Below are 23,846 nucleotides of genomic sequence, written 5' to 3' on the forward strand. Positions count from 1 at the left end.
TGAGAAGCGGGTTGTGAGAAGCGAGCTATATAGCCTGCTCAACGCAACCAGGATGGTCGCCGACGCGCACGCACTGAGCTTCTGTTTGCACCGGACTCACTATTTGCCTGACGCCACTGGCGCGGGCTCACGCCAAACCAGCGCTGAAAGGCTTTAGAAAATGTGGCCAGGTCAGCGTACCCGAGCAGACCTGAAAGCTGGGTAAGGCTGATATCGGATTCCTTTAGATAGCGAGTGGCCTCGGCCTGACGAGTTTCATTCAGCAGAGCCTGAAAACTTGTGCCCTCCTCCATCAACATGCGTTGTAGCGAGCGAGCACCCAGCAGCATGTAAGCAGCGATATAGTCGAGAGACACCTTGCCACTCGGCAACAGATCACGCAGTAACTGGCTGACGAACCCAGGCAACTCCTTGGGCGCGAGTTCGTCCAGTTTGTCGATATGTACCTGCATCAGGGCATGGAGTGTTGGGTCTGCATCGCTCAACGGCGCATCCAGCAGCACCGCATCAAACGTCCAGGCATTCCTGTCACTATTAAAGTGCGGCGACGTACCCAGCAGCCGCAGATAACTGCGCGCAGAAGCACCGGGCGCGGTCTGTAAATATAAACTGCCAGGGGTCCAGTTGCTGCCCAGCAACATTTTCAGTAACTGGCGTCCTACAGCAACCGCGTGTTCTATCGCTTGTCGCGATGGAATCCCCTCCCGCAGCACAGGGGTGTAATCAAGGATGGCGAGTTTATTTTGCACTTCCAGCTTCACTGCGCCGCTGCTGGAATGCAGGTGATAGTAACGGGCAAGTTCGGCCAGAGACTCGCCTACCGTATTCGCGTTCTTGACCAGATAAAGGAGCTGCCCAAATACAGCGGTACCCTGAAGCAGACCGAGCCTCAGGCCAAACAACGCGTCGCGAGATGCCCGCGCGCAATCATCCAGCAGTAGGGCCATCCGCTGGTAGGAGATCATGTTTTCCGGCTGCGCGAGGATATCTCCGGGCAGGCCCGCTTGTCCCAGCATCACCTGCACGTCGAGCCCCGCCGCGTGGCAGGCCTCGTCGAGCAATACCAGTGATGAGGCCCGGGAAAACTCTTCCATTATAGAATCCGGTTAAATTTGGCCGCCACGCATTACAGCAACTTTTCCAGCAGCTCTATCGCTTTATTTTTTTGTGTCTCGCTCAACGCCGAAGTCAGATCATCCGCGATATGTGTGAAGCTCGTCGTGGCATCCTTGTACAGGGTCTTTCCTGTCTTGGTGAGCCTGACCAGACTCTGCCGCGCATCGCGAGGGTTCTGCACTTTTTCCACCACGCCATTTTTCTCCATGGGCAACAGCAGGCGCGTGACACCCGAAGCACTCATACCGAGATATTCCGCCAATTCTATTCTCGAGACTTCCTGGGGACACCCACAAAGATAATCCATAACCAGGTATTCGGTCAGACTGATCCCGTGGACACTCAGGCGGTTGCCCGCTCTGCGCGCCAGCTTTGCCGCGAGCAGAGCATTCTGGATGACGAGGCTAGCACTGTTATTTGACATAATACGCATACTGCATAGATAGTTGACTACACAAGTATATGTGCAGCATTCACCGTGTCAAGGGTGGCGATGTAATCAACCAGCGGATGCGAAATTCGGACCCTGCAGTCCAACAAAAAAACAGCGCGCCACAATTTCACGGAAAGTCCGAGATATTGATATTTTTGCGCTACTCCTTTCTCGACATAGCGCCTGTGACGACTACGGTTTACTAGGAAAATGAAAAACACCCATCGGACTGGGTAAAGAGGTAACGCAGGCTTGATCGAACAACTAGACGCCGTATTGCTGGCCCGAGTGCAATTCGCGTTCACCGTATCGTTCCACTTTATATTCCCGGCCTTTTCCATTGGTCTGGCGAGTTATCTGATGGTGCTCGAAGGTCTGTGGCTGAAAACCGGACGCGGTGTCTACGCGAATCTGTACCGCTACTGGCTCAAGATTTTTGCCGTGGGCTTCGGCATGGGTGTGGTATCCGGCGTTGTACTGTCCTATCAGTTCGGCACCAACTGGTCAGTGTTTTCAACCAAGGCCGGACCGATTATTGGGCCGCTGATGGGCTACGAGGTCATGACCGCGTTCTTTCTGGAAGCGGGCTTTCTCGGCGTCATGCTGTTTGGCATCAGCAAGGTGGGCAAAGGGCTGCACTTTTTTTCCACCTGCATGGTGGCGTTCGGCACTTTTATTTCCGCTTTCTGGATTCTGTCAGTCAACTCCTGGATGCAGACGCCAGCGGGTTTCGAGATCAATGTCGATGGACAGTTTGTACCGGGAGGCTCCTGGTGGGACATCATCTTCAACCCGAGCTTTCCCTACCGGTTGGTACACACAGTAACTGCGGCGTACCTGACAACCGCATTTGCGGTTGGTGGCGTAGGCGCCTGGCATCTGTTGAAGGACAGCACCAACGTCGGCGCGCGCAAAATGTTTTCCATGGCAATGTGGATGGCGGTAATCGTTACCCCATTCCAGATCATCGCCGGCGACTTGCACGGCTTGAATACACTGGAGCATCAGCCGGTCAAGGTACTTGCGATGGAGGGGGATTACGATCCCAGTCCGGAAGGCGCTCCGTTGATTCTTTTCGGACTGCCAGATGATGAGGCAGCCGAGGTCCGCTACAAGGTGGCGATCCCGAAACTGGGGTCACTCATTTTGAAGCACGATCCCAACGCGCCCCTGCCAGGACTGACCGACTTTCCCCGCGACGAGTGGCCACCGGTGGCCATCGTTTTCTGGTCCTTCCGAATCATGGTTGCAATCGGCTTTGCCATGCTGGCCATCGGTGTGTGGAGCCTTGTCGCGCGACGCCGCAGAAAGCTCTATACATCGACAAAATTGCAGCGCGCAGCCGTAATAATGGGGCCAGCGGGTTTTGTCGCAGTGATCGCCGGCTGGATAACCACCGAGGTCGGTCGACAACCATTTACCGTATACGGATTGCTGAGAACCGCGGAGTCCAGTTCCCCCCTGGATGCACCCGCGGTGGCCGTGTCGCTGCTGGCGTTTATCGTGGTTTATACCGCAGTTTTTGGCGCGGGCATTTATTACCTGCTGCGCCTGATGGCGCAACCGCCACATCGCGGAGAATCGGAGCCGCCCAATGTGCCGTTCCACGCGGCCGGTATTACTCCGGCATCAAGTATCGAGGCCGCTCCGATAGGCGAGGGAGATCCCCATGGCAAGCTTTGATCTGCCAACCATTTGGGCCGCCATCCTGTGCTTTGCGGTATTTGCCTACGTGGTAATGGACGGGTTTGATCTGGGGGTCGGCATCCTGTTTCCGGCCCTGAGTCCGGGCGAGGAAAAGGATCAGGCGATCAATTCTATCGCCCCGGTATGGGACGGCAATGAAACCTGGCTGGTAATGGGCGGCGGTGGCCTGCTGGCAGTATTTCCCCTCGCGTATTCGATCATATTACCGGCCACTTACCCGTTGATGATTGCCATGTTGCTCGGCCTGGTATTTCGCGGTGCCGCGTTTGAGTTCCGCTGGCGGGATCCGAGACACCGCCCTCTGTGGGACCTGGTAATTACCGTGGGCTCAACCGTGGCTGCCGTGGCCCAGGGCATTACCATCGGTGCGCTGCTGCAGGGTATCCAAGTGGAAAACAATGCCTATGCCGGCGGCTGGCTCGACTGGTTGAGCCCATTCAGCTGCCTCACTGGTATTGCGGTTGCCGTCGGCTACAGCCTGCTGGGCGCGACCTGGTTGATCATCAAAACCGAGGGCAGCTGTCAGCGGCATGCGCGCCGCCTGGCTTTCCGACTGGGTCTCCTCACCGTGCTTGCACTTGGGGCGGTGAGTGCCGCAACGCCGTTCCTCTACTATGAATACTGGCGACGCTGGTTCGAGATGCCACAGGTACTGCTCACCGCGCAGGTGCCGCTGCTCGTCGCCATCTGTACCGGTCTCTTTTTCTGGAGTTTAAGGAAGGGACGTGAGGTGCTTCCGTTTTTGATGGCACTGGCGCTGTTTCTGCTCGGTTTTATCGGCCTGTGTATCAGTATTTTTCCCTACATGGTGCCGCGCTCGATTACGATCTGGGATGCGGCAGCGCCCCACAGCAGCCAGTTGTTTATGCTGGTTGGGGCGGTGTTCATTATTCCGTTGATTCTTGCCTATACCGGTTGGGCCTACTGGGTGTTCCGCGGCAAGGTCGGCACCGAGGGATACCACTAGTGGAGACGCCGTCCACCCTGTGGAAGCGCCTGGCCTGGATGGCCGCGATCTGGCTGATGAGTGTCGCGGCCCTCGGTGCTATTTCACTGTTGTTGCGATGGTGGTTAGTGGGTTAGCTGGCCAGATCAAACCGATCCGCATTCATGACTTTGGCCCAGGCAGCGACGAAATCCTGCACAAATTTTTCTTTGCTGTCGTCCTGGGCGTAAAGCTCCGCGTAGGCGCGCAGGATGGAATTGGAACCGAATACCAGGTCCACCCGGGTTGCGCTCCATTTCACCTGATCGGACTTGCGGTCGCGTATTTCATACAGGTTTTTACCCGCCGGCTTCCAGGTATTGCCCATATCGGTCAGGTTCACGAAAAAGTCGTTGCTCAGCTCACCTTCGCGATCGGTAAATACGCCATGTTTGCTCCCGCCGTGGTTGGTTCCGAGAACACGCATACCACCGATCAGCACGGTCATTTCCGGCGCAGTCAGCCCCATCAACTGGGTGCGGTCGAGCAGCATTTCTTCCGGGTTCACCACATAGTTTTCCTTTAACCAGTTGCGAAAGCCATCGTGGAGGGGCTCCAGTACATCGAAGGCTTCCACATCCGTCATTTCGTCCGTGGCGTCACCGCGCCCCGGGGAGAAAGGCACGGTCATATCAAAGCCCGCCGCCTTGGCAGCCTGCTCGACGCCGACATTGCCCGCCAGCACGATCACATCCGCCATGCTGGCACCGTTTTCCGTCGCTATGGGTTCCAGCACCGACAACACCTTGGCTAAACGCTCCGGCTCATTACCAGCCCAGTCTTTCTGGGGTGCCAGTCGGAGACGCGCACCGTTGGCACCGCCGCGCATATCTGAACCGCGAAAAGTACGTGCACTGTCCCATGCGGTGGAGACCATCTCGCCAATACTCAGACCACTGGCTGCGATCTTGGCCTTCACGGCATCGACGTCATAGTTGGAGCTGCCGGCAGGCACCGGATCTTGCCAGATCAAATCTTCCTGCGGCACATCCGGACCGACGTAACGCGCTCTCGGCCCCATGTCACGATGGGTCAATTTGAACCAGGCCCGCGCGAATGCGTCGGAGAGCGCTGCAGGATCTTTATAGAAGCGCTCGGAAATCTTGCGGTATTCCGGATCCATTTTCATCGCCATATCGGCGTCGGTCATCATCGGCATGGTACGGATGGAGGGGTCCTCGACATCGACCGGTTTATCCTCTTCCTTGATATCCACCGGTTCCCACTGCCAGGCCCCAGCGGGGCTCTTGCGTGGCTCCCACTCGTGATTCAACAGCATTTCAAAGTAGCCGTTGTCCCACCGGGTTGGATGGGTGGTCCAGGCACCTTCCAGGCCACTGGTAACGGCATCGCGGCCGATGCCGCGCTTGGTCTTGTTCAGCCAACCGAAACCCTGGTCTTCGAGCGGGGCCGCTTCCGGCTCCGGGCCGAGTAACTCGGCGTCACCATTGCCGTGGGTTTTACCCACGGTATGGCCGCCGGCGGTCAGCGCCACGGTTTCTTCATCGTTCATGGCCATGCGGGAAAAAGTCACGCGCACATCGTGTGCGGTTTTAATCGGGTCGGGATTGCCATCCACCCCTTCGGGATTTACATAGATCAGGCCCATCATTACCGCAGCCAGAGGATTTTCCAGATCCCGCTCGCCGGAGTAACGGGTGCCCTCACTACCGGTGGGCGCCAGCCATTCTTTTTCAGAGCCCCAGTAGGTATCGATTTCCGGATGCCAGATATCCTCGCGCCCGAATCCGAAACCGAAGGTTTTTAATCCCATGGATTCGTAAGCGATGGTGCCGGCATAGGCAATCAAATCGGCCCAGCTCAGTTTATTGCCGTATTTTTTCTTGATCGGCCACAGCAGGCGACGCGCCTTGTCCAGGTTGACGTTATCAGGCCAGGAATTCAGTGGCGCGAAGCGCTGATTGCCGGTTGATGCACCACCGCGGCCATCGGCGACTCGATAGGAACCGGCCGCGTGCCAGGTCATGCGAATCATCAGTCCACCGTAATGCCCCCAATCCGCCGGCCACCATTCCTGGCTGTCGGTCATTAATGCGTGTAGATCTTTTTTAAGGGCGTCGAAGTCAAGTTTCTTCACTTCGTCCCGATAGTTGAAGTCCGCCCCCATCGGATCCGACTTGCAATCGTGCTGGTGCAATATGTCGAGGTTCAGGGCCTTGGGCCACCACTCCATTACTGATTCGCCACACTCCGTCATACCGCCGTGCATAACCGGACACTGGCCGGAAGTAGTGGTCTTGCTATCGGTCATGGTCTAAATCCTTTTCCTGGTTGAATAACGCGTAAACAGGTCGTGTAGCTGAACGCTGGCCGCCACACTTTTTTATCCCTGACCTTCTATAACACTTCATATCCTGCTCTGCGGCACCGACTGGTCACAAAGGTATGCCTTCACGCCAGAAATTCCACGTTTTGCGAATCCAAGATGGGAAATGCGCCAAAGAACGTCTGCGAAACTTTGGGCTTCAGTATCCGCTTCATGGAATGCGGCCGACTTATTAGTCAGCCGGAAATGGCGAAAAAGTTGAACCGGTCGCAAGACGACGGAACATCCGGAAATTATTATTCGCAAGCGAAGTGGTCGGCGGGAGCGCTCGTCACGGTGCAATCCAAGATTCAAAGCCACGACCGTGCCCGCGTATTGGAGAAGCTCCGCTTCGGCAAATGTCCCAGCCAGTGATGTCAGCGATCAGTCCATGAATACCTCCACCACCCGTTACCTGAAGCGAACTGCTAAAGCCGTACTCCTTATTGGTATTGCGTTTGTCGCGGTCACTGCGTTGCTCGTGTTTTCCCTGCGCTGGATCAATCCCCCCTCTTCCATGGTGATTCAAAACTGGGAGCGGCACAGCGGTCGCACAGCCAGGCACAGCTGGCGCCCGCTGGACAAGATCTCACCCAACCTGCAGATCGCCGTCATCGCCTCGGAGGACCAGAAATTCCCAGATCATTTCGGCTTCGATTTAAGTGCGCTGCGCAAAGCGCTTACTGAAAATCGCAATCGCACCCGCGGTGCCAGTACCATCACCCAGCAGACTGCAAAAAACCTGTTTTTGTGGAATGGCCGCAGCTACATTCGCAAGGGACTGGAGGCCTGGTTTGCCCTGTTGATGGAAATTTTCTGGTCGAAGGAACGCATTCTTGAGGTCTACCTGAATATCGCAGAGTTCGATGAGGGAGTTTACGGTGCCGAGGCGGCAGCAAGACACCATTTCGGAAATTCAGCGCAGCGCCTCAGCCGCTGGCAAGCCGGCCTGCTCGCCGCGGTTTTACCCAGTCCCAAACGAATGTCTGCCGGGCGGCCGTCGGAGTATGTACAAGGTCGTGCATTCACAATCAATCGCCAGGCCCGGCAACTTGGCGGCGCCCGCTATCTGCAATCAATGTGATAACCGGATAGAACAATTAAAGTCCCGCCGTATTTCTGTCACCGCTCAGTAACACCAGCGTATTAATTCATCACTAGTATCCAGCGCGTAAATCTTCTGAGATTAAATGCTGGAGCTATCATGAACCGTATTGTGAAACGGAATTTTCCCCTCGCCACCCTGGCCTGTGTGATATCTACGCTTGCTGCACAGACACAGGCGCAACAGGAACCGCAACTGGAAGAAGTGATCGTCACCGCGCAGAAGCGCGCCCAGGCAATACAGGATGTGCCGCTGACGGTCAGCAGCCTCGACGGCGATACCCTCATCGAGCTGGGCATCGATCGTTTCGACAGCCTGTCTGACCTGGTACCGGGCCTTGTAGTGCAACAGCAGAGCGTGAACAACAACGGCTATGTCATCCGTGGCATCACCTCCGATGACGGCAGCGCCCCCGGTGCCGCGCGGGTATCCGTGTACCTCAACGGTACCGATGTTTCCCGCTCGCGCACTTCGTATTTCGAGGTGTACGACATGGAGCGTATCGAGGTGGTAAAGGGCCCTCAATCCACCCTGTTTGGCACCGCCGCCTCCATCGGTGCAATGAGTTTTATCACTGCCAAACCGCAACAGGATTTTGCCTCGTCATTCACTGCAGGTGCCGGTGATTACGAACTGCGCAAACTCGAGGGCATGGTGACCGGCGGTAGTGAAACGGTGCAGGGTCGCCTGGCATTCGTGACCCGCGAACGCGCGGGTTATGTGGAAAACACCAGTGGCGAGGCGGACCTGAACGGGTACGAGCGCGAGGCCTTCCGCCCCAGCCTGCGTATCACCCCCAGCGACGACCTCACGATTGATCTCGTGTACAACTACGACAAGGCCACTGATCCCGGCACTGCGTTCGTTAACCGGTCCGTGCTGTTTACCGATAACGCAGCGTTGAGCGTGCCGGAGAATAATATTCTAGGCATGGACGATATCGGTGTAGATCGTACGGTGAAAGATCTCAACGCAACCGTTAACTGGGCGCTGGGCGATGCAGTGTCCCTCACCTATATCGGTGCGCAGCGGGAACACGACTCCCTCGAGGCCTTCGATGCCGACGGTACCACATTCGAGATGCTGAACTTTTCCGAACTGGCTACCGGCGACCAGTCCAGCCACGAGCTGCGCCTGAACTTCAGCGGCGAGCGCATTAACGGTTTTCTTGGCGCCAGCTATTTCGAGGAAGACGCCGAACAATTCGTGGGTTTTGCCACCGAGGAAGGCACCTTCCTCAGCTGCGCCGGCGCGCTCGCAGGCATCGGCATTGCGGGCTGCAACACCGACACTACTGCGCTGCTGACCGGCGGCACGCTTGCGGCACTGCCCTACGAAAGCTATTACGCAAACGGCGCGGACAACAGCAGCCTCAATCTGTTTGCCGATGTTTCCTACCAGATTACCCCGCAATTGGAAGCCACCGTCGGTGCCCGCCTGGTGCGCGAGGAGCGTGTATCCAGCTACACCAGCAACCTGCCCAATTCCCAGATCCTGGCATCCCAGGGCCTGATGACCGACCTGTTCTTTGGCCTGGCACTGAATACCGAAGATGCCATTATCCGCGGGGATTCCGACAACTCTGCTGTGCTGCCGCGCTTCAACGTGCTGTATAGCCTCAACGACAACGTAAACCTTTACGGCACTCTCTCCAAAGGCGAGCGCTCGGAGGTCATCGATATGGCGTCCGGTATCGAGAACCGAATCCCGGCGGAAGAAATCGACAACGTCGAGCTGGGGATCAAGGGCCAGCTCGCGGGCACGCCGCTGGACTACGCCGTGGCCGCCTTTTACCAGAACTACGATAACTTCCAGGTAAATGTGGTCGACCAGGACAGTGGCCAGACCCGCACCGAAAACGCCGGCTCTGCAACCAACACCGGACTGGAAGCGGAGCTGCGCTGGAGCGCGACCGACAGCCTGCAGCTGCTCGCAAATATGGCCTACATCGATGCGGGCATCGACGACGAGTCCGGCAACGGTAGCTATGCCGGCAACCAGTTCCGCCTGCAGCCGGAGCTGACCGGCGCCCTCAGCTATATCTTTGAGACGCCAATCACCAGCGGGCTACTGTTCACCAGCAGTGGCAGTTGGAGCTATCGCTCATCGGTGTACTTCGATATCGCCAACCAGTTTGAAGAAGACGCGGTGGACCTGCTCAACCTGCGCGCCGGCATTGCCGCCAGCGACCGCAACTGGGCGCTGACACTGGCCGCCAGCAACTTGCTGGATGAGGAATACATCATGGACGCGGGCAACACCGGCTCGTCTTTCGGCTTTCCCACCTACATCGCCGGCGCGCCGCGCACCCTGAGCCTGGAGTTCAGCAAGCGCTTTGGCGCTTTCTGATTGCGGAAATACGCCAACAAAAAAGCCAGTGCTGCGAAGCACTGGCTTTTTTGTCTGTGCAAATCCGCCGGTATCAGGCCAGCTGGTGGGTAACGCTGTGGCGCGCCACCTCCACAAACTCGGCGCTGTCGATGTTATCCACATATTTCCATTCCGCCTGCACCCCGTCGCGATGGAACGTCAGCGCCATATAGCCTCGCTGGTGCAGGTTGCAGTACTGCAGCTCGTCCACCAGCACCGGCATACCCGCAGCCATCTCGGCCGCGGCTGCCTCATCCATTTTCAGATAGGTCTCCATCCCCGGTGAGGTCACGCTCGGGGTTGCGAACTCCACCCCCACCATGTCGCCCTTGGCATCTTTCAGCTGGCTGTACCAGGCATTGTGGGTATCGCCGGCCACTACCACCAGATTCTTGCCCAATCCCTTTACCTGTTCGTATACGGCTTCGCGCTCTACCGCATAGCCATCCCACGCATCGAGGTTGTACGGCACCACCTGCTCTATACGAGCGCGCTGGCTGTCGCTAATGGGCTTGCCCTGCAGGCTCGCGGCCTTGAGGCCGATCAGTTCAGCGGTGAGATCCGGGCTGCCGCCGCGGTAGAAACCGGTCATCATTTCCACCGGTAACAACATCTTGCCCATCAATACCTGCTGCCCCAGTAATTGCCAGTGGCCAGTCGAGGCGGCGAGGGTTTCCTGCAGCCACTGCAACTGCGGCTGGCCGAGCAGCGTGCGGTTCGGGTCTGCCAGGGCCGCGCCAAACGCGCGGCCGTCGAAACCGCCGTCGCTATCCAGGTAGCTTTTGAAATCCAGCTGACGGTCGCGGCCAATTACACGGGTGTCCAGCATATGCAGATCCAGCAGGTCGCCAAAATGGAAGCTGCGGTATATCTGTGGATTGTGTTCCCCCATAGGCGGGCGGATGGGTAGCCACTCGTAGTAAGCCTGCACCGCGGCGGCGCGGCGGGCAAAGAAATCACCCTCGTCTTCGCCGTGGTTCTGGGCGCCGGCTTTCCAGGTGTCGTTGCTGATCTCATGGTCATCCCACACCGCGATAAACGGCGCGGTGGCGTGCAGCGCCTGCAGGCCGGTATCGGTGCGATACAGCGCGTAGCGCTTGCGGTAGTCGGTGAGAGAGTAGAGTTCGCCATCGCTGTCTTCCGGCAGTGCGCGGCCGATTTTCGCAGCGCGCTCGGTGGCGTAACCTCCGGTGCCGTACTCATAGATGTAGTCGCCGAGGTGCAGCACCGCATCCCAATCGTCACTCTGCGCCGCCAGTTGATAGGCATTGAAGTAACCCGCCGGGTAGTTAGAGCAGGAAAATACCGCCAGCTTCACCTGTTCGACACCCTGCTGCGGCAGGGTTTTGGTACGACCCACGGGGCTATGCGCACTGGCGCCAATAAAGCGGTAGTAATAAGCCGTGTTCGGCTTCAGGCCCTGAACATCGATCTTCACCGTGTAATCCCGCGCGAGATCGGTTTGTGCCTCACCCCGACGCAGTACGGTATTGAACTGTTTATCTGCGGCCAGCTCCCAGGTCACCCGGGTTGGGCCACTCGGCGCCATGCCCGCTGCCGGCGTTGCGCGGGTCCACAGGATCACCGCGTCCTGTAACGGATCGCCACTTGCAATGCCGTGGTTGAAGGTTACCTCGGACGGCAGTTGCGGCCGACTCATGGCCTGCAGCGGTGTGGAGACCACAACACTGCCGGTAGCGGCCAGGGCGGCCTTGAAAAAATTGCGTCGCGTAAAGTGGTTCACATCGGAGTTCCAGGTGATGAATTCAATCGCCCAGCTTAGAGGCAAGATGTGACAGGCCTGAGAAGTTCCGAACACTTGTGTCCCGATTTATCCCTGTGGGCAACACTTATCCACACCTTATTTGCCCACAGCTTCTCGGGACAGACCTGTGAATATCTACTGGATATCCTGCCGCAGCCAAGTAACCCTGCCCGCCGGTTAGCGGCGATCGAAATTGCGTCATCTTTCGGTCAATTCGCCGCACCGCTCATACAGGTCGCCACGCCGATGTGGAATCACCGATATCCGGTAATAGAATGGAGCAGTCCTTGTTGTTGGGCCCACCGGGAAAACGCGTGATTCGAGCTACTGTTAGTTTTTCTTCGCTGCTGATTGCACTTGCCAGTTCCTCAGTTACTGCCACCGCTGATTGCGGACAAGCCGTCGACTGCCTGGCGCTCGAGCTGCACAATCAGGTGCGCAAAGACCTGAACGCCGGTCTTCTCCCCAACAGTCCAAAGCCGAACCCACCGGTCGCCATGCTGGTTCACGACCGGGCGCTGGCGCGCACCGCCTACAACTGGTCCGCGGCCCAGTGCAATGCGCGGCGCGGCCACAACAGCCAGCGCCGCGCGCACTTCCTCGCCAACGGCGGTAATCCCGCCCACCCCTGGGTGGGGGAAAATATTTTCTTTCACACCGCCCAGCTGTCGGATACCGATGCGCTGACACAGGCTGTGGCCGCCTGGGCAGCTGAAGCAAAGGACTATCGCTATCAGCCCTTCAAGGACATGAAGACCGGGCATTACAGCCAGTTGATCTGGAATACCATCGACACCATCGAAAACGGCAAGAAGGTAGCCCGCGCGGTGGGCTGCGGTGTTTCGCATTGCAGTAAAGGCCGCTACCGGACCATTGTGACCTGTAACTACGCGCCCGGCGGCAATATCCAGGGGGTGGTGCCCTACCGCATCAAATAGATCCGGCCGCTTTTCCCGCGGGGCGTTCTGGCTTTCTGACAAACCCCGGCTATGGCGCGACGTTAAGTACTACCTTGCCAACGGATTTTCCGCTTCGTAACAGTGCCAGTGCGTCATGGACCTGTGCAAAGGCATACTCATGGCCAATGTGGGGTGCGGGCAAGCCGAGCCCTGTACAGCCCTCCAGCAAGCTATCGAACAGCGCCTGCTCCTGCCACAGCCAGATCAGATTGAATGCCAGCACGGATTTATTACTGCTGATCATATCCATCACGTCGTAGCGCGGGCGCTTCAGGTATAACCAGGCCGCTTTCAGCCAGTTGGGCTTGTCGCCGGGTGTGAATTCCGCAGCCCCGAAGACGATCAGGCGACCGGTAGGCGCGAGTGCGGCGAACGACTGTTGCTGAATTTTCCCACCGATACCATCGAGCACGGTGTGTAGCGGCCGCCCGTTCAGTTGCGTTTGCAGTTGCCCCGCGAAATTTTCACCGCGGACGATAACCTCGGCAAAGCCCTGCTCGGCGAGAAACGCGCGCTTGCTTTCGGAGCTGACGGTGCCGATGGGAATTGCCCCCATCTGCGCAGCCATGCGCATGGCCTGCAGTCCGACGCCGCCGGCGGCACTCTGGATCAGCACCTGTTGGCCAGGCTTTACCGCACCGAGGATGGCGAGGGAATAGTAAGCGGTGAGACTCTGCGCGGGAAAAGCCGCGCCCTCGGCAAAGCTCCAGTGCTCGGGTATTTTGCGGCAGTGTTGCGGCGGCACATCCACCACCGTGGCGTAGCCGCCGAAACGGGTACAGCCGTAAACCCGATCGCCCACCTGCAAATCCGTTTGTGCGTTTTCTCCCAGCGCAGTCACCACACCGGCAAACTCCAGCCCGGGAATAAAGCTGCCTTGCGGGGTTGCCGAATAGAGGCCGGTGAGCGCGAAGATATCGGCGAAGTTCAGGCCGACGGATTTTACCGCGACGCGGATCTGATCAGAGGGCAGAGACTGCAGCGATTCTTCGACCAGCTGCAGGTTGCTGATGGCACCCGCCTTTTGCGTGCGCCAGACATGACGGATTTCGGGCATCGACTGCATCTCTTTCCAAACGATAAAGAGATGCAGCCTACCGCTAGCCCGCGAGCTGGGCCAGCCCGGATTAATCGGGCTGGACGGTTAACGGGGTGGCCTGGGAACTGGCGAGCGCACCGGCGGTTTTTACCAGACGTACGAATTCGGCGCGATCGCCACTGGTGTCTTTGCCGCGGGCAAGTTGTGCCAGCGCCGCCACATCTTCGTAATCGAACTCGCTCAGGGGTTCACTGCGCAAAAGCAGTCCGAAACCGGCAACGGCAGTGGCGAACTGCAGGTCCTGCTGGGCGTCCTGAATCGGTTTTATCCGCGGGGCAAGATGCCACTGTTTGAGAGTGCTGTCTTGTTCGCCCGGTTTTTTGTAGCGCACTTTTACCGTCGCCAGTTCATCATTCCTGGTGTCGGCCGCTGCGGGTTGACTGTCATGTGCGTAACGCAGTGGATCCACCCGCGGGGCATCGCCCACCAGGGTGAGTTCATACAGCGCCACTACGGAATGGCCTGCACCGATATCGCCGGAATCCCTGGCATCGTTGTTGAAGTCCTCGCGATTGAGACGGCGGTTTTCATAGCCGAGCAGGCGATATTCCGCAACCCGCGCGGGATTGAACTCCACCTGTACCTTGGCATCTTTGGCGACGGTAAACAGGGTGCCGGCGAGCTGCTCCACCAGCACGCGGTTGGCTTCGAAAATGGTATCGATATAGGCATAGCTGCCGTCACCCACATTGGTGAGCTGCTCGACCATGTCCTCGCGGTAATTCCCCATGCCGAAACCCAGCGCACTGAACTGCACACCGCTTTTGCGCCCGCGCTCGATACGCTGCTTGAGGGTATCCACATCGCTGATGCCCACATTGAAGTCGCCATCGGTGGCCAGCAGGATGCGGTTGACCCCATCCTTCTTGAACGCCTGCTGGGCAACTGCATAGGCCAGCTCTATGCCGCCGGCACCGTTGGTGGAGCCACCGGCCTGAAGCCGATCGATGGCCTGCAGGATTTTTGATTTCTGGTCCCCGGAAGTGGGCTCCAGCACCAGCCCGGCGCTACCCGCATAAGTGACGATACTGACCGAGTCCTCGGCGCGCAGCTGCTTGGCCAGCAGACGGTAGGCCTGCTGCAGTAGCGGCAGCTTGTTCGCCTGGGACATGGAGCCGGAAGAGTCGATCAGGAAAACCAGATTCACCGGCGGCACCTCGTCCATCGGCAGCGCCCGCGCCTTTACCCCGATGGAAAACAGCGTGCGCTGTGCGTCCCAGGGCGCACGGGAGAGATCGAAGTGCACCGCGAAGTCGTCATCGCTGGCGGGTGTCGGTTTACTCTCCGCGCCCGCGAAGTCGTAGTTGAAGTAATTGATCAGTTCCTCGAGACGCACCGCATCCTTCGGTGGCAACTGTCCGTTGTTGAGGAAGCGGCGCACATTGCTGTAACCACCGGTGTCCACATCCAGGGCAAAGGTAGAGACCGGGTCCTCGCGCACCAGTCTTACCTGGCGCGGTTCCAGATCCTGGTATTTCTCCTGTTGTGACTCCGGGAGGATGACAGGTGGGGGACTCTGAGAGACAACGTAGGCAGCTTGCTCCGCATGCTTTCTGCGAGCACTGGTAACCACAACCTCCTCAACTGAGGCGCGGTCCATCAGTACCTGCTGATTTGCTGAGTCCTCACTATCTGTGGAAGAGCAAGCAGCAATCACAAGAACCAACACACAGGTAGTGAGTTGTGACAATCCCAAACGAAAATTCATAAAGATCCCTCTCAGCTGTTCGTTATTCGTGTGCATGGCGGGGAAACAGAGTTTCGCAGCACCAATCCGCGTTTTCCAGTTTCGGTGGCCCGCCGGTCGCACATGTGTTTGTTTTAACCCCCACCCTTCCTGTATAACCATACAGCATTGGGCAATGACGCTGCCCACCGCATGAGCACACCCCCAGATACCTGAATTCTTCATGGCCGATCCCGTCGAACTGGCACCGGATTACTACCTCAGCAACTTCCGCGCACTGGTGGACTTTGTGGTGGCGCGCTATGAAAACCTGTTGTCGGCCGGCGAAAGGGGCTTCTACAGCCGGTTTTGCGCACTGGCGACCGACAGCCAGCGCCTGTATGTGCGACTGCTGTCGCGCAAGGGCGTGCCTTCCCTTGCCGGCGCCCTGTTCCGGCAACGCAAGCTGGCGTACGCAGAAATCAGCGACCTGTCCGCCGCGGTCGAAGAACTGTTGGCAAGTGGCCTGCTGCAGCGCAACCCGTCTCTGGCACTGGAAGAAATCCTGCCGTTGTTCACCAAGAGCGAACTGCTCATCAGCAGTCCGGAGCCGCTGCCCAAATCCCTGAAGCGCCCCGCCGTGGAACAGGCGCTGTTCGCCCAGGACGCCGCGCCCATACAGCACTCCCTGATGAAAGACGAACCCCTGCTGGCGGTACAGGCAGCAGAGCACTTCGAGACCTTCAAGCTGCTGTTTTTCGGCAACCTGAACCAGGATCTGACCGACTATGTACTGCGGGATCTGGGGCTGTTCCGCTATGAAAATTACCCGCTGGAGAGGGAGCAGCTCCCGTTCCGGAACCGCGCGCAGATCGAACAGCACCTGTGCTATTACGACTGCGTAACGGAAGCCGAGTTCGCGCTGACCGCAGATGCGAACGCCATTAATGCGCTGGTGATGCGACTTCCCGTCGGTATCGATGGCGACAGTACTTTGCATCGCCGCCTCGATCGGCTGCGCCTCACCCTGGCACGGCAACTGGAGCGATTCGAGGCGTTAACCGAGGCGGACCAGCTATACCGTCAGTGCAGCCGTCCGCCGGCGCGGGAACGGCGTGCGCGGATCGCGGTCACTACCGGCGATGCCGCGCTGGGACTGACATTGTGCGCGGAGATTCTTGCCAACCCGCACAATGAGGCAGAGAGCGAGTTTGCGCAGAATTTCGGATTCCGCACGGCAAAGAAAGCCGGCTGCAGCGAGAACTGGCCCGCGCCACCCCGACACAAACCGCCCACGGAAACCGTGGCCCTGCCGCCCACCGGGGAACGCGTGGAGATGCTCGCGGCGGACTACCTTGCACCGTCCTCTTCGGGTGATCAGTGCTTCTACGTGGAAAACACCCTGTTTAACGCGGTGCTCGGTCTCGCCATCTGGGACATCATGTTTGCGCCGATACCCGGGGCTTTCTTCAATCCCTTCCAGGTGGCGCCGAGCGATTTCCGCACCCCCGATTTTTATCCACAACGTCGCGCTGTGTTCGAACGGCGACTGACTGAACTAGAGGGGGGCAACCTGGGCATATGGGTGTGGCGACACTTTCGCGAGAAGCAGGGTATCGCCAATCCTCTGATCGCCTGGGAAGCCTTACCGGAATCCCTGCTGGCACTGGCACTGGAACGCATTCCCACACAGCACTGGCTTGCCCTGTTTCGTCGCCTGCTGGGTGATATTTCCCAGCATCGCAACGGCCTGCCGGACCTGATCCTGTTCCCGGCGCAGGGCAGCTACGAACTGGTGGAAGTGAAAGGCCCCGGCGATCGCCTGCAGCAAAACCAGCAGCGCTGGCTGGCCTACTTCGCCAGACACCGAATCCCCCACCGGGTACTGCACGTGGAGTGGACAGCCCTGAACGGGATAGCGCAGCCATGAGCAATCCCGCGCTGCAACTATCCGTGGGAGAGCTGGTGGCCTTCGCCTGTCGCAGCGGCGACCTGGTTGGAGAATCCTCTGCCGGTCCCACCGCCCTGGAGGGGATCCGCGCCCACCAACGCCTACAGAAAAAGCGTCCCAAGGGCAGTGAAGCGGAATATCGCCTGCAGGAGACGCTGGAGCAGAACGGCCACACCGTCGTGCTCAGCGGTCGGGTAGATATCCTGCACCCCCAGCCGGATCTTCACCGCGCAGTACAGCTGGATGAGATAAAGACCACCTATGTGCCGCCGCACAAGCTGTCGGAGTCTGCCCGCGACCTGCACTGGGCACAGCTGAAGATCTACGGTTTTTGCTATGGACTGCAGCAGCAGTTCTCCGCCGACACCCCGCTGGCGCTACAGATGCTGTGGCATAACCTGAAGGAAAAGAAGACCTATCCCGAATCCCGGGAATTCCGCTGGTGCGAGCTGGAAACCTTTGCCAGGGCCGCACTCGCTGAATATCTGCAATGGCACCAACGCTGGCAGGCTCACCGCCAGGCGGTGCGCGCCTCCGCCCGCAAGCTCGACTTCCCGTTTACACAATACCGGGCGGGGCAGCGATCCATGGCGGTGGCGGCCTACCGCTGCCTGCGCGACGGTGGCGAACTGGTGGTGGAGGCACCCACCGGTATCGGCAAGACCATCAGCACCCTGTTCCCGGCGATCAAGGCCGTGGGGGAAACAACCCTCGACCAGCTGGTGTATCTCACGGCAAAGAATTCCGGTCGTCAGGTGGTGCGGGAAACCACCGCGCGTTTACAGGCCGACGGGCTGACACTTTCGGTACTGGAACTGCAGGCGCGCGACAAAACCTGTGCCTGTAGCCTGGGCCTGTGCAGCCGAGACGACGAGGGTATCTGTCCGCGCACCCGCGGCTTCTTCGACCGGCTACCGGAAGCGCGCCGCTCCCTGCTGGGGCGCCCGTTGCTGACACCGGAGGTGATTGCCGAGGAAGCGGACCGCCTGCAGCTGTGTCCGTTTGAGCTGTCACTGCAAATGCTGCCGTGGGCAGATCTTGTGGTGTGTGACTTCAACTATGTATTCGATCCGCTGGTGCAGATGCACAGCCTGCGCGACACACGCCTGCGGCGCGCGCTGCTGATCGACGAGGCGCACAATCTCAGTGACCGCGCACGTGCCATGTTCAGTGCAAAACTCACCCGCGGAGAGAGCCGTCGTGCGGCCGCTGCCTGTAAGGGTTCCCATCCCACTCTGCGTCGCGCCATACAGTCACTGGTGCGCGCACTGGACAAATGGGTGGAGCAGCTGCGGGAATCGGGGCAAGAATCCGGCCTGGCGGGCAAAGGGGAGAATCCCGGGCTGTGGATAAGCGCGCTTGAAGACGACGCTCCCCAGGGAATCAGTGGGGCGATCCACAAGGTACTGCTGGTGGTCAGCCAGTTGTGGGAGCAGTCGCAGTCACCGCCGGAAGCCATTGCCGACTGGCTCAAGGCCCTGTTCCGCTACCAGACCGTGGAACAGCTGGCGGGGGAACAGCACCGCTGTATCACCCGCGTGCAAAACCCGACGAATCCCCAGAGCAGCTGGCGGGAACAGGAAGTCGAGCTGCTGTGCCTTAATGCCGCCGATTTCCTGCACCAGGCCTACACACAATTCCACAGTGTTATCGCCTTCTCTGCGACCCTGCGTCCGCCGGTCTATGTTTATCGACAGCTGGGGCTGCAGGCGGATGCCCCCTACCTGACCCTGCCCTCGCCGTTTGCCGCCGAGCAACTGGGACTGTTTGTGTGCCCGTTTGTGGATACCCGCTACCGCGCCCGCCATCAGGCCAGCGACGCACTGGTGGAATTGATCGCACGGACCTTTCACAGCCGACCGGGAAATTACCTGGTGTTTTTCCCCTCCTACCGTTTTTTACAGCAAGTGGCGGAGCGCTTTACCGCACAGTTCCCCGAAATCCCTCTGGTGCAGCAGACGTCCGGCAGCTCCGATCAGCAACGCAGTGCTTTTCTGGATCACTTCCAGAGTGGCCACCGCAGCCTTGGATTTGCGATCATGGGTGGCGTTTTCGGCGAAGGGGTGGATTACGTGGGCGAACAGCTTGTGGGTACCATCGTGGTGGGCGTGGGCCTGCCGCAGGTAAACGAGGAACAGGAGCTACTGCGCGCTGCCTGCGAGCAACAGGGGGAGAATGGTTTCGATATTGCCTACCGCTATCCGGGCCTGACCCGGGTACTGCAAACCGCCGGACGGGTAATCCGCACCGAGACCGACCGGGGTGTGGTGATTCTGGCGGACTACCGCTTTGCCGATCCGTTTTATCGCGCGCTTTATCCACAGCACTGGCACCCCCAGACCTGCGACAATGGCAACACACTTTCCGCCGCACTCGACCAGTTCTGGAACACTTGATCGCAAACGCCATGGTATTAAATCGCGAATTCTACCGCCGCAACCCGCAACAGCGCTCACAGCAGGACGTCACCTTCAATGACGTGCGCAAGCGCTTCGATTTCCGTTCTATTGCCATTGGACGCTGGGTAACAGAAGCGGAAAAAACGCGCGCGGCGGTCCTGTTTTACGATGCACTGCTCGACCTGATGACCATACTGCAGGGGCCGGAGCTGCTGGTCTCCCTGCGCGGTACTCTCGCCTTCCAGTACGGCACCGGTGGCCGCCCCGGTATCTCTGCCCACTACGAACCGGGCTCGCGCACCTTTGCCCTAGCCAAGAACGCCGGTCCCGGCGCCATTGCCCACGAATGGTTTCACGCCCTGGACCACTACCTCGCCGACAAGGCCTTCAGCGATGTGTCAGGCAACATGTTCGCCTCCGAAGCCTGGCTGCGCGACGCCACCCCGGTACCCCACCCCATCAACGACCGCCTTTTTGCCTGCTTCCGCGCAGTAATGCTGGATGAGAGCGGGGAAAACCCCAGCGATATGTTCCGCGCCTCCAAAGCCGCGGACAAGGCCAATGGTTGCATCTACTACGCCGACCCCGCGGAAATGTGTGCGCGCGCCTTCGAAGCGTTTGTGCAGGACGCGAGTATTTCCAACAACTTTCTGGTGGCGGGCACCAAAGCCACGGAAGAAGCAAAGCTCGGACTCTACCCGAGCGGCGCGCACCGGGCTCGAATCAACGCGGCCTTTCGCGATTATTTTCTTTTGCTGGGGCGGGCATTGCATACACAGCCGCAGTAAATTCCGCGCGCAAAAAAACCGGGCAGAATTTGCTTCCGCCCGGCCTGTTACGCCAGCCCTGTTAACCAAGAGCCCGGTTACATCAGCCCCTCAAACATCAGTGAACGGTGCGCAGCCGCACCGGCCATGGCGCCATCGGCCATTGCAAAAGTCACATTGCCCGCGGCGCGCGCCGCATCACCACAGGCAAACACATTCGCCACCGATGTCGCCTGCATCGCATCGGTCTGGATGACCGCGCCCATCGGAGTTTCCTCAAACGCACAGCCAAGCTGTTGCGCCAGTGGCACCGGATGTTGCAGCTCGGTGGCGACAAACAACCCGGCGAGATCGACAATGCGACCGTCCTGCAGGTGCACCGCCGCCCGCTCGCCGGCGATGCGGGAAACCGACGTGCGTTCGACGACGACGTTGCGCTGGGCCAGCTGGCGCAATTGCTCAGCGCTCGGCACAAAACTGTCATTGATAAAAAAGGTGGTGGGACCCCAGTCCGGCAGCATCAGTGCGTGGTGCATGGAAACTTCTCCCACCGCCAGCACGCCGAGCGCCGCCCGCTCCAATTCGTAGCCATGACAGTAGGGACAGTGAAATACCGCGCTGCCCCAGCGCTCTTCCAGCCCCGGGATATCGGGCAGTCCATCGCGCACGCCGGTGGCGAGGATCAGGCGCGATGCGCTGTAGCTGTCGCCCTTTTGGGTGCTCACCCGGAATTTTTCACCGCTGTGCTCTGCCGATTCCACAGCGGCATTTATCCAGGTGACGTTGGAGTACTGAAGTAGTTGCTCACGGCCGTCTGCAGCTATATCAGCGGGTGGGCGGCCGTCTTGCCCGAGCACACCGTGTGCGTGGGAAGCGAAACGGTTGCGCCGCTGACCACTGTCCAGCACCAGAATCTGGCGACGACCACGGGCAAGCTGGAGGGCTGCGCTCATTCCGGCATAACTGCCGCCAACAATCGCTACATCAAAATCCTTCATAGGTGCAGTTCCTTAAATGCGGGCTTGTGAAAAGCTCAGGTCGTGGGAGCTTCTGGCAATCGCCATCAGTGCCCGGGATTGCCGCAGTGCTGCATGCGCTGGTGGAAATCTCGGCTCAGGGACGCCAGGGTGATTTCGCGGAATCGGGACAACAGCAGTGCTTCAGCCGCATCAAAGGCTTCGCCCATGGCATTGTTCACCGCCTGCTCCACCAGGCAGCCCGGGGCCTCGGTGCGATGACCCAGCGCCAGTACCCCCGGCGAACCCAACGCAATATGGATGTCGTACAGGGTGACGGTCTCAAGATCCTTCGCCAGCCGCCAGCCGCCACCGTGGCCCTTCTCCGAGTGCACCAGCCCCTGCTTGCGCAGTCCCGCCAGAATGCGGCGAATGACCACCGGATTGGTCTGCATCATGCCCGCCAGGGACTCAGAGGTAACCGGGCCGTCGATCTCGGCCATATGCAGGAGCACGTGAAGCACTCCGGAAAGTCTGCTGTCTCTTTTCATGTAACTTAAAATATTACATGAAAGCGAAAGGCGCAAGCACGGCCGCCATTTCAGCCGCCAAGCCAATCAGTGATAGTGGGAGTTGAAGGGCCTAATCAGGCCCCAAATGCTTTGGCCAGCAGCGCCATACCGGACAGCGCCAATAGCCAGCGGCAGACCACCAGGAAGGTTCGTTCATTGAGATGATGCTGCAGACGATAGCCGAGGTAGACCCCCAAATAGGCCACGGGCGACAGCACCAGTGCGGTTAGTAGCAGTTCCGGGTTCCACAAACCCGCCAGGGTGTAGGGCACCAGCTTGATCAGGTTCATCACTCCGAACACTACGCCCGCAGTGGCCAGCCAGGACAGTTTGGGCAGCCCGCGCCCGATCAGGTACATGTTGAGCGGCGGTCCGCCGGCGTGTATCAGCGTGCTGGTCACACCGGATGTGGTGCCCCACAGCCAGGCGCTGCCGGGAAGCCGCGCCGCCAGGGGGGCCAGCTTTTGCCAGAACGCGAACAGCAGGCTCAACAACCCCAGCGACAGGGTCAGCGCAAACGGAGAGACCCAGGCCAGCAGCCAGCCGCCGACGGCGATACCGAGCACTGCCGCGGGCAGCAGTTTTTTCAGCTCCAGGGCATCCCGGTGCCGCCAGTAATAGGCAATGGTGCGCACATCCATGATCAGCAGAATCGGCAGCATTAAGGCCACCGCGGTGTCCACCGGCAGTACCAGCGCCAGCAGCGGCACCGCAACCACACCAGCACCGCCGGCAAAGCCGGATTTGGATATGCCGGTGAGTACAACACCCAGTATTGCGAGGCCCCAGAACAGGGGGCCGTTACTGATCAGCTCCATACACTATCCAGCATTTTCCGGCGCTCGCGGCAGGTCGAACCAGAGCGCCGTGACACCACTTTCAGCAGCGGTCAGCTCCAGAGATTCCTCCATTACGCCCAGGCCATCACCCGCCGCGAGCTGACCATCGTTTACCGCAACACCGCCCTCGATCAGGTGCAGGTAGCCGATGCCTCTCTGCGGGTTCAGGCTCAGGGTTTCTCCGTCCTTCAGCTGAAGGCGGTAGATACCGGCATTCTGGTGAACAGTGAGCGATCCGTCTTCGCCGTTTGGGGTTACCAGTGGCGTCAGCGGTCCGTTTTGCGCTATCGCTTTCTGTTCATATCCCGGCGTGAGGTCCCGCTGGTTGGGAATAATCCAGATCTGCAGGAATTTCAGCGCTTCACTCTGCGAGTGATTGAACTCGGAGTGGGTGACACCGGTACCCGCGGTCATGCGCTGTACCTCGCCGGCAGGCACCACAAAGCTGTTACCCATGCTGTCCTTGTGCTCGATCGCGCCCTCCAGCACATAGGAAATGATTTCCATATCACGGTGGCCGTGAGTATCGAAACCGGCACCCGGCGCGACCGTATCGTCATTGATGACTCGTAGGACAGAAATCCCCATATGCTTCGGGTCGTAGTAATTGCCAAAGGAAAAGCTGTGGCGGGAATCGAGCCAGCCGAAACTTGCTTTGCCGCGTTCATCGGCACGCCGTAGATATAGCATCTTGCCTTCCTCTCTAGGGTTGGATGGCATCACTATAAGAAGAGAGTCGGTGCGATTAAATCGAATTAATTTGGATAAATCGTTCGATTTAAGGAGGGTTGGTCCACAGGGACTTTCAGGGATACGGGCAGGGATACGGGC

The 23,846-nt window shown here is 59.0% G+C and carries 19 protein-coding genes and 1 pseudogene; 9 read left to right on the forward strand and 11 right to left on the reverse strand.

Going from position 1 to position 23,846, the window contains the following annotated elements; all coding sequences use genetic code 11:
• Positions 1–38: 38 nt before the first annotated feature.
• Positions 39–1,094, reverse strand: a complete 1,056-nt coding sequence (locus B4U49_RS06670) for an AraC family transcriptional regulator (protein ID WP_078083798.1) — start codon at positions 1,092–1,094, stop codon at positions 39–41.
• A 32-nt stretch (positions 1,095–1,126) separates the two neighbouring features.
• Positions 1,127–1,540, reverse strand: coding sequence for a MarR family winged helix-turn-helix transcriptional regulator (locus B4U49_RS06675; RefSeq protein ID WP_204902998.1), 414 nt, complete (start codon positions 1,538–1,540; stop codon positions 1,127–1,129).
• 261 nt (positions 1,541–1,801) lie between these two features.
• Here B4U49_RS06675 and B4U49_RS06680 point away from each other — a divergent pair, with 261 nt between their 5' ends.
• Genes B4U49_RS06680 through B4U49_RS06690 form a run of 3 tightly spaced genes read left to right on the forward strand, consistent with a single transcriptional unit; the run spans position 1,802 to position 4,339 of the window.
• Entirely contained in the window at positions 1,802–3,232 is a 1,431-nt protein-coding gene (locus B4U49_RS06680; RefSeq protein ID WP_078083800.1) for a cytochrome ubiquinol oxidase subunit I, read from the forward strand.
• Positions 3,219–4,223 (forward strand): cytochrome d ubiquinol oxidase subunit II, encoded by a 1,005-nt coding sequence (gene cydB / locus B4U49_RS06685; RefSeq protein ID WP_078083801.1) that lies wholly within the window; start codon positions 3,219–3,221, stop codon positions 4,221–4,223. Before B4U49_RS06680 ends, cydB begins: the two co-directional genes overlap by 14 nt.
• Positions 4,223–4,339 (forward strand): DUF2474 family protein, encoded by a 117-nt coding sequence (locus tag B4U49_RS06690; RefSeq protein ID WP_143735568.1) that lies wholly within the window; start codon positions 4,223–4,225, stop codon positions 4,337–4,339. The genes cydB and B4U49_RS06690 overlap by 1 nt, the downstream gene beginning before the upstream one ends.
• Here the strand turns inward: B4U49_RS06690 and katG are convergent.
• Positions 4,336–6,513, reverse strand: coding sequence for a catalase/peroxidase HPI (gene katG / locus B4U49_RS06695; protein ID WP_078083802.1), 2,178 nt, complete (start codon positions 6,511–6,513; stop codon positions 4,336–4,338). The two genes, B4U49_RS06690 and katG, sit on opposite strands and share 4 nt — an antisense overlap.
• Before the next feature lie 445 nt (positions 6,514–6,958).
• Between katG and mtgA the strand changes: the two genes are divergently transcribed.
• Together mtgA and B4U49_RS06710 are read left to right on the forward strand one after the other, a co-directional pair.
• Positions 6,959–7,651, forward strand: coding sequence for a monofunctional biosynthetic peptidoglycan transglycosylase (gene mtgA, locus B4U49_RS06705; RefSeq protein WP_078083804.1), 693 nt, complete (start codon positions 6,959–6,961; stop codon positions 7,649–7,651).
• A 120-nt stretch (positions 7,652–7,771) separates the two neighbouring features.
• Positions 7,772–10,021, forward strand: a complete 2,250-nt coding sequence (locus tag B4U49_RS06710) for a TonB-dependent receptor (RefSeq protein ID WP_078083805.1) — start codon at positions 7,772–7,774, stop codon at positions 10,019–10,021.
• A gap of 73 nt (positions 10,022–10,094) precedes the next feature.
• On the opposite strand, the gene B4U49_RS06715 is transcribed toward B4U49_RS06710, so the two are convergent.
• Complete coding sequence (locus tag B4U49_RS06715; protein WP_420811464.1) at positions 10,095–11,402, reverse strand: alkaline phosphatase D family protein; 1,308 nt, start codon at positions 11,400–11,402, stop codon at positions 10,095–10,097.
• A gap of 42 nt (positions 11,403–11,444) precedes the next feature.
• Positions 11,445–11,702, reverse strand: a pseudogene (locus B4U49_RS19555) (PhoD-like phosphatase N-terminal domain-containing protein); the annotation flags it as partial.
• Positions 11,703–12,121: 419 nt separating this feature from the next.
• On the opposite strand from B4U49_RS19555, the gene B4U49_RS06720 reads away from it, so the two are divergent.
• Positions 12,122–12,745, forward strand: coding sequence for a CAP domain-containing protein (locus B4U49_RS06720; RefSeq protein ID WP_158078569.1), 624 nt, complete (start codon positions 12,122–12,124; stop codon positions 12,743–12,745).
• Positions 12,746–12,794: 49 nt separating this feature from the next.
• Here B4U49_RS06720 and B4U49_RS06725 read toward each other — a convergent pair whose 3' ends face one another.
• Positions 12,795–13,832: a zinc-binding dehydrogenase gene (locus B4U49_RS06725; protein ID WP_239692497.1), complete on the reverse strand. Its 1,038-nt coding sequence runs from the start codon at positions 13,830–13,832 to the stop codon at positions 12,795–12,797.
• A gap of 61 nt (positions 13,833–13,893) precedes the next feature.
• Positions 13,894–15,573, reverse strand: coding sequence for a vWA domain-containing protein (locus tag B4U49_RS06730; RefSeq protein WP_143735569.1), 1,680 nt, complete (start codon positions 15,571–15,573; stop codon positions 13,894–13,896).
• A gap of 202 nt (positions 15,574–15,775) precedes the next feature.
• On the opposite strand from B4U49_RS06730, the gene B4U49_RS06735 reads away from it, so the two are divergent.
• The 3 genes from B4U49_RS06735 to B4U49_RS06745 are packed head-to-tail and all read left to right on the forward strand — an operon-like array spanning position 15,776 to position 20,669.
• Positions 15,776–17,461, forward strand: coding sequence for a VRR-NUC domain-containing protein (locus tag B4U49_RS06735; protein WP_078083809.1), 1,686 nt, complete (start codon positions 15,776–15,778; stop codon positions 17,459–17,461).
• The gene (locus B4U49_RS06740) at positions 17,458–19,878 is read left to right on the forward strand and encodes an ATP-dependent DNA helicase (protein ID WP_078083810.1); all 2,421 of its coding nucleotides are present in this window, start codon (positions 17,458–17,460) and stop codon (positions 19,876–19,878) included. The genes B4U49_RS06735 and B4U49_RS06740 overlap by 4 nt, the downstream gene beginning before the upstream one ends.
• A gap of 11 nt (positions 19,879–19,889) precedes the next feature.
• Positions 19,890–20,669: a CLCA_X family protein gene (locus B4U49_RS06745; protein WP_078083817.1), complete on the forward strand. Its 780-nt coding sequence runs from the start codon at positions 19,890–19,892 to the stop codon at positions 20,667–20,669.
• Positions 20,670–20,746: 77 nt separating this feature from the next.
• On the opposite strand, the gene B4U49_RS06750 is transcribed toward B4U49_RS06745, so the two are convergent.
• The 4 genes from B4U49_RS06750 to B4U49_RS06765 form a co-directional block, all read right to left on the reverse strand.
• On the reverse strand, positions 20,747–21,646 hold the full coding sequence (locus B4U49_RS06750) for an NAD(P)/FAD-dependent oxidoreductase (protein ID WP_078083811.1): 900 nt from the start codon (positions 21,644–21,646) through the stop codon (positions 20,747–20,749).
• Positions 21,647–21,711: 65 nt separating this feature from the next.
• The gene (locus B4U49_RS06755; protein WP_078083812.1) at positions 21,712–22,155 is read right to left on the reverse strand and encodes an Rrf2 family transcriptional regulator; all 444 of its coding nucleotides are present in this window, start codon (positions 22,153–22,155) and stop codon (positions 21,712–21,714) included.
• A gap of 95 nt (positions 22,156–22,250) precedes the next feature.
• The gene (locus tag B4U49_RS06760) at positions 22,251–22,994 is read right to left on the reverse strand and encodes a sulfite exporter TauE/SafE family protein (protein ID WP_078083813.1); all 744 of its coding nucleotides are present in this window, start codon (positions 22,992–22,994) and stop codon (positions 22,251–22,253) included.
• A gap of 3 nt (positions 22,995–22,997) precedes the next feature.
• The gene (locus B4U49_RS06765) at positions 22,998–23,705 is read right to left on the reverse strand and encodes a pirin family protein (protein WP_078083814.1); all 708 of its coding nucleotides are present in this window, start codon (positions 23,703–23,705) and stop codon (positions 22,998–23,000) included.
• Positions 23,706–23,846: the final 141 nt, after the last annotated feature.

This window comes from Microbulbifer mangrovi (assembly GCF_002009015.1).
GTDB lineage: Bacteria > Pseudomonadota > Gammaproteobacteria > Pseudomonadales > Cellvibrionaceae > Microbulbifer > Microbulbifer mangrovi.